Below are 10285 nucleotides of genomic sequence, written 5' to 3'. Positions count from 1 at the left end.
AAAATCACCACCATTTTTATGGCGTTCAATTTGCATGGCAAGTAATTGATTGTACACAAAGCGATTGATATGGAAATTAGATTCGATGAATTCAATTTGTTTTTGAGTAGGATATAGTTTAATTTTGATTCCTTTCAGTTTCATTATGATTCATCTCCTTTAATCGTTGGCCGTCAATATAATTCGCAATAGCATGTTCATTTGTCGTTCCAATACTTTCAACAAAATAGCTAGGGGACCAAAATTGTCTATCCCCTTCTGGCTTCCCAGAATTGGTTTTCAGTTCTGGATGCAGTTGGAAAATCTTCCGAGCACTAATCCCTTTTAGCCAACGAACAATATTGGTCACAGATAATTTTGGTGGGGCACTTATCCACAAATGTATATGATCATCCAGACCAATCTCCATTTGAGATATCGTAAATCCATATTCATTCGCAATATCATGGAGTAATTGTTTTAAATCTGTTTCAATTTGACCCTTTAATACTTTGTTTCGATATTTGGTTCCCCAAATGAGATGGTAGTTTAAATTGTATACAGAAGTCCTACCATATGTGAATCGTTTATTATCTTTCATATCAGCACCTCTAAATAATTATACCATTACCATATGTGAATTAAAAATAAACAGAACGGGAATTCATCTCGGCATTGAAATACCGAGTTTCCTTCTCGTTTAATCAAAAAAGAGGTTGTGACAAATATTTGTCACAACCTCTAAAAATAGTGTTCCAAAAGTAGCTCCTTTGAAAAACAAGTCGCAGTATACCGAAATAGATGAATCGATTATCGGAAATGATGCGGCTGATTTCTTAGAACGGCCCACTTCTGTCACAACAGTTTTTTACATCATGCCGCCCATCATTGATGGATCCATTGCTGGAGCAGCTTTTTCTGGTTCTGGTTTATTCGCTACAACAGCTTCTGTTGTTAACAATAATGCCGCTACTGATGCAGCATTTTGTAGTGCTGAACGTGTCACTTTAGTTGGATCCACGATACCAGCTTCTAACATATTCACCCATTCACCAGTTGCCGCATTAAAGCCGATTCCAAGTTCAGCTTGTTTTAATTTGTCGATAATCACTGAACCTTCATAACCCGCATTTTCTGCGATTTGACGAACTGGTTCTTCTAAAGCACGTACTACGATGCGAATCCCTGTTGCCACATCGCCTTCTTCTTCTAATGCTGCTACTTTTTGAATTATGTTGACTAGCGCAGTTCCACCACCAGAAACCATTCCTTCTTCAACGGCTGCACGTGTCGCATTTAAAGCATCTTCAATGCGTAACTTCATTTCTTTTAGTTCTGTTTCAGTTGGTGCGCCAACTTTCACTACCGCTACACCGCCTGCTAATTTCGCTAAGCGTTCTTGTAATTTTTCACGATCAAAATCTGAAGTCGTTTCTGTGATTTGATTGCGGATCACTTGTACACGTGCTGCAATGGCTTCTTTTTCGCCAGCGCCTTCAACGATCGTTGTATTGTCTTTATCGACCACGACTTTGCTTGCGCGTCCTAGCATTTCGATCGATGCATCTTTTAATTCTAGGCCTAGATCTTCTGTGATCACAGTACCACCAGTTAAGATCGCAATATCTTCTAACATAGCTTTACGACGGTCACCAAAGCCAGGAGCTTTTACAGCGACTACGTTAAACGTACCACGGATTTTGTTTAATACTAAAGTTGGTAAAGCTTCACCATCTACGTCATCTGCAATGATCAATAATGGTTTGCTTTGTTGTAAGATTTGTTCGAGTAATGGCAAAACGTCTTGGATATTTGAGATTTTTTTATCTGTGATCAAGACATATGGATTTTCTAACACAGCTTCCATTTTATCATTGTCTGTTACCATGTATTGAGACAGGTAGCCGCGGTCAAATTGCATTCCTTCTACCACATCTAGTTCTGTTTCGATCCCTTTTGATTCTTCGATCGTAATCACACCATCATTGCCGACTTTTTCCATTGCATCTGCAATATAACTCCCCACTTGTTCACTACCAGAAGACACTGCTGCAACTTGTGCGATAGCTTCTTTAGTATTCACGATTGATGAAATTGCATGTAGTTCTTCGACTGCGGTTTTTGTCGCCAACTCGATCCCACGACGTACGCCTAATGGATTTGCACCAGCCGTTACGTTTTTCAAGCCTTCACGTACGATCGCTTGTGTCAATACAGTAGCTGTAGTCGTACCATCACCTGCGATATCATTTGTTTTTGAGGCAACTTCTGAAACTAACTGAGCCCCCATATTTTCAAAATGATCTTCTAATTCGATTTCTTTTGCAATAGTCACACCATCGTTTGTGATCAGTGGTGAGCCAAAGCCTTTTTCTAATACCACATTGCGGCCTTTTGGTCCTAAAGTTACTTTTACGGTATCTGCTAATTTATCTACTCCACGTAACATTGCTGAACGTGCATCTTCTGCAAATTTAATGTCTTTTGCCATTTTCTTCACCTCAAAAATAATTTTTTTATTCTACGATTGCAACGATATCTTTCGCTGAAAAAATCATATATTCAGTGCCTTCATACTTCACTTCTGAACCGGCATATTTTTCAAATAACACAGTGTCGCCCACTTTTACCGGAACAGGTGCTACTTCTCCATTATCGAGAAGACGTCCTTCTCCAACTGCGATCACGGTACCAGTTTGTGGTTTTTCTTTTGCTGCTGAAGCTAAGACAAACCCGCTAGCAGTTGTTTCTTCTTCTTTTGATACTTCGATCAATACACGATCACTTAATGGTTTTAACACGTTTTATCCCTCCAAAAAATAGGTTTTTAATATATTAGCACTCTCTTTAATCGAGTGCTAACTTACACAGATTATATTACTCATTTTTGTAGCAGAATGCAAGTTTTTTGAATAATTTTAAAAAATTCCCGGAAAAGCGATACCTTGTGTTTTTTTTGTTATACTAAGAGAAATGAAAGGAGAACGAGCATGTCTTTAAAAAAATATAGTCTATTGACGATTTTGATTTATGCTGTTTGCTACTTACTTCCAGCATTTTTCCCGATCAATTTAAGCTTATGGATCACCTTATTTACATATGTTCTTGGTGCCATCACGTTAAGTCTCGTCTATTTACGTCATGGATTGAGTCAATTTGAAAAACGTCCTGCCGATTGGAAACAAATCTTGACTTGGGGAATCGGAGGTATCTTTTTAGCTTTGATCCTTCAAGCCATCGCCTCTCAAATCGAAGTCGGTCTCTTTGGTGCCCCAGAGACATCGCAAAATACCGCACAGATTATCGGGTTTGTTCAATCACAGCCCTTCTTTATTCTAGCCGTCACAATCGGTGGCCCTATCATGGAAGAATTTGTCTTTCGTCGCGCGATATTATTGTCTTTAGCTAGTAAAACACCACTTTGGTTTGCTATGTGTGTCAGTAGTTTACTGTTTGCACTGATCCATTTTGACGGACACTTATTGCTATATACCGCACTAGGATTGTTTTTTAGTTTTCTCTATCTCAAAACCGGTCGTATCTGGACATCGATTATCTGTCATGTCGGCATGAATACCTTAGTTGTCTTACTGACGATTTTCTTAACTTAAAAAAAAGGGGGTGTGACAAACGTTTGTCACACCCCCTAAAAAGTGAATACCTAGTATTTCAGAAGCCATTTTTTCTGTCACAACTTCTTTTTAAATTGCAAATAATTCTGTCGCTCGATCAGGATCGGTATCATATAGTTTAAACGTTTCATTGACCCCTTTATCGTATTCTTTTAGAATCGTCTCCATCGTCAGATGCGCCAATTCTTTCAAATTGTTCTCGCGACTCAAATGGCCTAAATAGATCCGTTTCGTTCGATCGCCAAGTAAATCTTTCATCGCTAACGCACCATCTTCATTTGACAGATGCCCTTTATCTCCTAGTATTCGTTGCTTTAAATTCCATGGATATGCCCCCATGCGCAACATTTCTAAATCGTGATTGCTCTCGATCAAATAAGCATCTGCATCTTCAACGATCCCGCGAACGCGATCACTACAATACCCCGTATCCGTCAGTACAACAAACGATTTGCCCGCTTTATTAAATTTATAAAACTGTGGTGCTGCAGCATCATGTGACACACCAAAACTTTCAATATCTAGGTCCCCTAATGTCAACACACTTTCCATATCAAAAATATGTTTTTGCGCTACATCGACTTTGCCGATCAATGGATCCATGGCTTGCCAAGTTTGTTGATTGGCGTAGACATCTAAGCCATATTTACGTGCAAGTACTCCCACACCATGGATGTGATCCCGGTGTTCATGTGTCACCAAAATCGCATCGAGATCTTCTGGTTTACGATCAACTTCACCTAGTAATGAAGTAATTTTTTTCCCACTCAATCCAGCATCAACAAGGATTCGTTTTTGTTCACTTTCGATATATAGTGAATTTCCCGAGCTGCCACTTGCTAAAATACTGACTTGAAATGCTTGGTTCGTTTTCATTACATCTGACCCCTTTTTGTTTCTTCTTTACGAGTATACGCGAAGTGCTAATAATTTTCCACCTTGCGCACAGAAGAATTCGTGATGATTCGATTACTAAAAGCATTAACCACTTCTAGTTGATGTGAGTTGTCCGCTTTTTCGATCGATACGATCCACGCAGGAATGTATACGTTTTGACCGCGTACATTTAAAATCAAGGTATAGGCTAATTGTGCCCATTCGATCGTGGATTTAACAGGCAAACGATTATTACTGTAAAGGGTTGAGATCGCTTCTTTTTCTGTATACAACGACATCGACTCTCGTAAAGGAGTGAGATTGCTAATATAGGTTTGTGTATAATTAGTATTGATGTAGTCTCCGTTTTCTTGCGTAAAATTGAAGACTAACTGACTAGAAGGATCGTTGATCGGAATGCCTTCATAAGACTGTGTCGCGATGATTTCCGTTTTTTCATCCGATAACGTAGAAAAATTACGCTGATACGTATACTCATCGCCACGAATCACACTTTTTTTCCAATAGGTTTGACTGGCATTGGCTAAGTTTTCTTCTTTTGGCACGATAAATTTATCCATGGTTTGATGAATCAAACGCGTGCCATCAAATTTTGTTTCGCCATCAGTCAATAACTGGGCATTATTTTTCTTAACTTCAGTATACAAACTTTGCATCGTTGCGGGTTTGGCGCTCAAGTAATAGCCCGTCAAGCTTTGATCTGATAATGTTCCTTCGTAGCGAATATCGTCATTTTCCAACCGCTGTTCAATTGGAATCTTTTGGCTTTCTGGCGATACGATCATTTGATCGCTTTTTGATGCTTGGAAAATATTTAGTAAGAAAATATTCACACCCAAAAAGGCAATAAAGAAAATCCATTCAATTCGTCTAAATCCCATTAATGCTCACCTGCACTTTGCTGCAATTGTTGACTTAGTGCGTCTTGACTTTGCCATGTATGATCGTATTTGATATACCAAGTCGGAACGAGGTCGACAACGTTCGTATCCTTGATATCACTCCACTCATACCCAACCATAATCGCAGACACTCGGCTTAAATCAAGTCCTTGTGCTTGTAAGTCTAATAAGACCGATTTATTGGAAGGAAGTTCGATCAGTTTGTCCGATGGGATCGGAATTTGGATCGTATTCAAACTCGCTGCGATTTTTACTGACCATTCGTCTTGATTTTGTGCTTTTTCTGTAAATTGCATCGACACTAGACCATCATTTTGATTGCTAAACACTGGAAAGCCTTCGACAAAAATCCGATAATTCAGTGTGTTCTCATAGCGATCAAGAAATCTTAAATTGCCATAATTCATTCCTAAGTTCCGAATATAATCGTAACTTTTCACATACAGATTATCATGGATCCCTGTAATATCGGTGTCTCGATATTCTACTAAGCGATTATCTAACTGCACGGTCATAACTTCTGATTGATCCGTCAACATCAAATCATTCGTATCGTCACTAAGTGTCGCTTCTTGAGGTGTATGAAAAAAACTATCTCTAAATACCGAGTAAGGCTGCACTGTCGAGATATAACTATACAATTTCATCTGAACCGGTTGATCGACTAAATAGTGTTGCAATAATAATTCTGGTGTAAACGTCACACGTTGCCAATTGACTTTTTCTTGTTTTAAAATCGTTGCGATTTCGGATTCATCTACTGTAACGTTTGCACTTAAGTCTGATTTTTTAGCTGCATCGACAAAATGAATCGTTTTGGTTTCACTATTGTAACTCATTTGATCAAACATCAATTCTTTATCTAACAACTGCGCATCTAAATCTAACTTGAGATCAAATAAATCAATCGCTTCATTCAGTGAGATGCGATTCATAAAAATAAAATCAAAGCCATTTTTGATGGTCGTTTTCTCAATAAATGCATCAGCAGATTCGTAACTAGTCCATTTGGGCTGTTCCATTTCACTACTTCCGATCTCGCTTAAGACACTTTTGATCAATTGTTCAGAATTCGTTTCATTGGCTTGACTATCTGTTACAGAAACCAGTTGTAACGGTAAAAAAACATCCGTTAAACTACGAAAATTTTTAGTCGTCATTTCCCCTTGGGTATTGGTTTCACTTGCAATAGGTGTAGTGGCTACTGTTTTGGTCGGATTAAGCCAAATCAAGTAAGACAAGTAAAAACTTGTCACAATGGATAAACAAAGAGCGATTCTCAGTATCATTCGTTGCCATTTCATTCCCACCAATCCTCCTCATACGGTTCATAAGGTAAACTAATAAAAAATGTCGACCCATAATTTTCGCGACTTTGAGCCCAAATCGAACCGCCATGCGCTTTGATGACTTCTCGTGAAATCGCAAGTCCCAAACCAGTTCCACCTTGCTGACGCGCTCTGGCTTTATCCACTCGATAAAAACGGGTAAAGATTTTGGTCAGATCTGCTTTTGGAATCCCTAGACCTTGGTCACGAATGCTCAACAATATATGATTATGTGTTTCAGATAGAGAAACTGTAATTGTGCCACCATCTGGCGAATATTTGATTGCATTGTTCATAATATTGTCGATCACTTGAATCATGCGATCAGCATCGACTTCCATCCATAATTCACGTTGTGTAAACTCACGTCTGATCGTATAGCGTTTTGTTTGATTGGTGACCATCATGTCGAAACGATTTAAGACAAAATTGACCAACTCATTAAAATTGACCCATTCTTTTTGTAATTGCGCATTCCCACTATCCATTCGTGAAAGATTCAAGAGATCATTGATCATACGAATCATGCGATCGGTTTCATCTAACGTGACCTTTAGAAAATTCGGAGCAATCTCAGGATCTTGCCAAGCCCCTTCACTTAACGCTTCAATATAACTTCGCATACTCGTAAGTGGGGTACGCAGTTCATGCGAAACATTTGACACGAATTCTCGTCGTTCTTGTTCTGTTTTTTCTTGCTCGGTCACGTCATGGATCACGGCAACTAAGCCTGAAATAAAGCCAGATTCGCGACGAATCATGGAAAAGTCGACACGCAAAATAAGCTGTCCGCTTTCAACTGAGTCAGATGGGCGTTCTAGTAGCAGTTCATTTTGATTTTCTAATAGATCACGTAGCGTGTAATCTTCTTCCATATGCAACATCGTCAAAATCGATAATCCGATTGCTTCTTCTTCTGTTTTCAAATCCAGTAGCGATAATGCCATTTCATTGATCGTAATGACTTTTCCACGACGATCGGTTGCGATTACGCCATCGGTCATATGCGACAAGACACTATTCAATCGATTGCGTTCTGATTCGATCGCTTCTTGAGTCTCTTCGATTCGTTCAGCTAATTGATTAAAGGTATCGGCCAACTGGCCCAGCTCGTCTTGTGCATGGATCGCGACTTTTCCACTATAATCACCGCGAGCGATCCGGATTGCTTGTTGGCGCATCTCACCGATTGGTTGTGTAATGGAGCGTGCGATAAATAGCGCAATCACCATTGAGATCACTGCTGCAATAATCGAAGACGTAACAAAAATCAATGCGGTATTTTTGATCTGCTGATATTCTTTTTCCAAATCACTTTTGATATACAGTGCCCCAATAACCGCCTCCCCTGAAGGTGATTGGATTGGTTGCACATTGATTTGAACCCTTTTACCGTCAGGATCCACGGTAATAAAACTTTTTGCTGAAAAATCATCGATGTCGCGATAGTCATTACGTTTTCCAACTGAACTTTGATCGCTAACATCCGTCGTCGCTCTCACGATCCCTTTTTCATCCACGACACGCATTTCGATCACTTGTGCATTGTCGCTATTTTCTAGTAAGCGTTGGATGGCAGCATTTGTTGTGCTTTCATCGGTATTGTCTTGTTTACTTAACTCGTTGGCCACGACGTAAGAAATCGAAGAGGCACTGTTGTTCATATCTGTAATAAAGCTATTGATGGTCGAACGTTCCAAGCCGCGAATAAAATACGCCCCGATAATCTCGATTGAAATCAACAAAATCAAGATAAATGTCAGGGCGATCTTAAAGTTCACCGACTGGAAAAAGCGAACTTTTGTTTTCATATAAGGCTTACTCCTGTTCTGGATTACGCAAGTAATATCCAACACCACGACGTGTGACTAAGTAATTTGGATGACTTGGATTGTCTTCGATTTTTTCACGTAATCGTCTTACCGTCACATCGACTGTACGGACATCACCAAAATAATCATAGCCCCAAACCGTCTGCAATAAATGTTCTCTAGTCATCACTTGTCCGATATGTTTGGCGAGATAATGTAACAATTCAAATTCGCGATGTGTCAATTCGATCGCTTCATTGTGCTTGGTTACCATATACGCTTCAGGATGAATCGTCAAGTCCCCAATACTCAACTCGGCATTTACTGGCTCTTCTGCTTCTTTTGCACTCGTTGCGCCGCGACGAAGATTTGCCTTTACGCGTGCTACTAACTCACGATTTGAAAAAGGCTTCGTAACATAATCATCTGCACCAAGCTCTAATCCAAGCACTTTATCGATTTCTGAATCTTTAGCGGTTACCATAATGATCGGCATGTCGTACGTCTTACGCACTTCACGCGCCACTTCTAATCCATCCATTTTAGGTAACATCAAATCTAAAAGAATTAAATCAGGTTCGACTTCACGCACTTTTTCAAGTGCTTCTTCTCCATCATATGCGGTAAATACTTCATATCCTTCTTTATTCAAATTAAACTTGACGATATCTGAAATCGGTTTTTCATCATCCACAACCAAGATTTTTTTCATATTGGCCACCTCTTTTTTCTTTCCGTTTACTTTATCTTTTCCATTATACAATATTTTGACGCGCGTTTCATCTTTCCCTAAAATCAGTGAACTACTCGTTGCTGAAGCAACAAGCTTTTGGGAACAGAGCGTACTTGATGTCTAAGTTTCTAGCCTACAGCGGTGTCTCCTATTAACCATGGCGTACTACATTGTTGATTGTAGGATGTCCCATACCAGTGCCTTTAACGTTAGGCAAACGCTTTGTTTAAGATGTTGATACTCGCATTGATGTCTCTATCATGATGTGTTTCACAATGAGAACAAGTAAATTCACGAATATGTAGTGGTTTTTTACCAGTGTTCTCACCACATGAAGAACAAATTTGGCTCGTATAATGAGAGGAAACAATAACCAATTCTCTACCATACCAGTCACACTTGTATTGCAGCATGGACTTGATTTTCGCCCAAGATGCATCAGCTATGGAACGTGACAAATGATGGTTCTTTATCATGTTCGATACTTTTAACTCTTCAATCACGATGGTGTCGAATTGCTTTACTAAACCAGTTGTATATTTTTGAAGATAGTCTTCTCGTTGGTTCATGATTTTCCGGTTAATTTCCGCCACCATAATGCGAGCTTTTTCTAAGTTTTTAAACGAAGATAGCTCAAGCTCAATACCTTGTTCTTTGGCAAGATTCATTTGTTTTTTCGCTTGGATTCTGCGTCTAGCAAGTTTTCGTTCCCAAAGCTTACGCTTTTTAGACAAAGTGCGTTCGAAATTTTTATTTGGTAATTTTACACCATTCGATTGTATTGCTAAATAAGAAATGCCTAGATCAATACCAACACAACGATTAGTCTTAGCTAATGTTGAAGGTTCATGTTCCACCTGAATCGTTGCCGTAAACGATCCATTCGGATTTTTTCGAATAACAGCACTCTTGATTTTGCCATTGATACGGTGTAAGCCATTTGCTCTAACGAGACCTAGTTTTGGCAATCGAATCACATGGTTATCCACAACAGAAATATTAT

General features: G+C 39.2%; 11 protein-coding genes. 1 reads left to right on the top strand and 10 read right to left on the bottom strand.

The genetic code is table 11. The annotated features are described in order from the left end of the window. The 4 genes from QZ413_RS10375 to groES all read right to left on the bottom strand — a co-directional run. Positions 1-144: helix-turn-helix domain-containing protein (locus QZ413_RS10375; RefSeq protein WP_367117314.1), on the bottom strand; the 144-nt coding region annotated here is incomplete at its 3' end. Next, the gene (gene tnpA / locus QZ413_RS09790) at positions 119-580 is read right to left on the bottom strand and encodes an IS200/IS605 family transposase (RefSeq protein WP_297079751.1); all 462 of its coding nucleotides are present in this window, start codon (positions 578-580) and stop codon (positions 119-121) included. The genes tnpA and QZ413_RS10375, both read right to left, overlap by 26 nt. 267 nt (positions 581-847) lie before the next feature. Beyond that, positions 848-2470 carry a chaperonin GroEL gene (gene groL / locus QZ413_RS09785; RefSeq protein ID WP_297079749.1) on the bottom strand — a complete coding sequence of 541 codons (1623 nt, stop codon included), beginning with the start codon at positions 2468-2470 and terminating at the stop codon, positions 848-850. A 25-nt stretch (positions 2471-2495) separates the two neighbouring features. Further along, positions 2496-2780: a co-chaperone GroES gene (gene groES / locus QZ413_RS09780; protein ID WP_297079747.1), complete on the bottom strand. Its 285-nt coding sequence runs from the start codon at positions 2778-2780 to the stop codon at positions 2496-2498. A gap of 189 nt (positions 2781-2969) precedes the next feature. Between groES and QZ413_RS09775 the strand changes: the two genes are divergently transcribed. Then, positions 2970-3590 (top strand): CPBP family intramembrane glutamic endopeptidase, encoded by a 621-nt coding sequence (locus tag QZ413_RS09775; protein ID WP_297079744.1) that lies wholly within the window; start codon positions 2970-2972, stop codon positions 3588-3590. A 90-nt stretch (positions 3591-3680) separates the two neighbouring features. On the opposite strand, the gene QZ413_RS09770 is transcribed toward QZ413_RS09775, so the two are convergent. The 6 genes from QZ413_RS09770 to QZ413_RS09745 all read right to left on the bottom strand — a co-directional run. Further along, positions 3681-4487 carry an MBL fold metallo-hydrolase gene (locus QZ413_RS09770; protein WP_297079742.1) on the bottom strand — a complete coding sequence of 269 codons (807 nt, stop codon included), beginning with the start codon at positions 4485-4487 and terminating at the stop codon, positions 3681-3683. A 47-nt stretch (positions 4488-4534) separates the two neighbouring features. Further along, positions 4535-5389 carry a two-component system regulatory protein YycI gene (locus QZ413_RS09765; protein WP_297079740.1) on the bottom strand — a complete coding sequence of 285 codons (855 nt, stop codon included), beginning with the start codon at positions 5387-5389 and terminating at the stop codon, positions 4535-4537. Beyond that, entirely contained in the window at positions 5389-6714 is a 1326-nt protein-coding gene (locus tag QZ413_RS09760; protein ID WP_297079739.1) for a YycH family regulatory protein, read from the bottom strand. Before QZ413_RS09760 ends, QZ413_RS09765 begins: the two co-directional genes overlap by 1 nt. Beyond that, positions 6711-8549, bottom strand: coding sequence for a cell wall metabolism sensor histidine kinase WalK (walK, locus tag QZ413_RS09755; RefSeq protein WP_297079736.1), 1839 nt, complete (start codon positions 8547-8549; stop codon positions 6711-6713). Before walK ends, QZ413_RS09760 begins: the two co-directional genes overlap by 4 nt. 7 nt (positions 8550-8556) lie before the next feature. Next, a complete protein-coding gene (gene yycF, locus QZ413_RS09750) occupies positions 8557-9261 on the bottom strand; it encodes a response regulator YycF (RefSeq protein ID WP_297079734.1) in 705 nt (234 codons plus the stop codon). A 230-nt stretch (positions 9262-9491) separates the two neighbouring features. Continuing rightward, a partial coding sequence (locus QZ413_RS09745; RefSeq protein WP_297079732.1) for an RNA-guided endonuclease TnpB family protein occupies positions 9492-10285 on the bottom strand: 794 nt, incomplete at its 5' end.

The organism is uncultured Enterococcus sp. (assembly GCF_913775425.1).
Classification (GTDB): domain Bacteria; phylum Bacillota; class Bacilli; order Lactobacillales; family Enterococcaceae; genus Enterococcus_G.
Note: the sequence above shows the minus strand (reverse complement) of the source record. Positions and strands in the feature narration are given on the sequence as shown.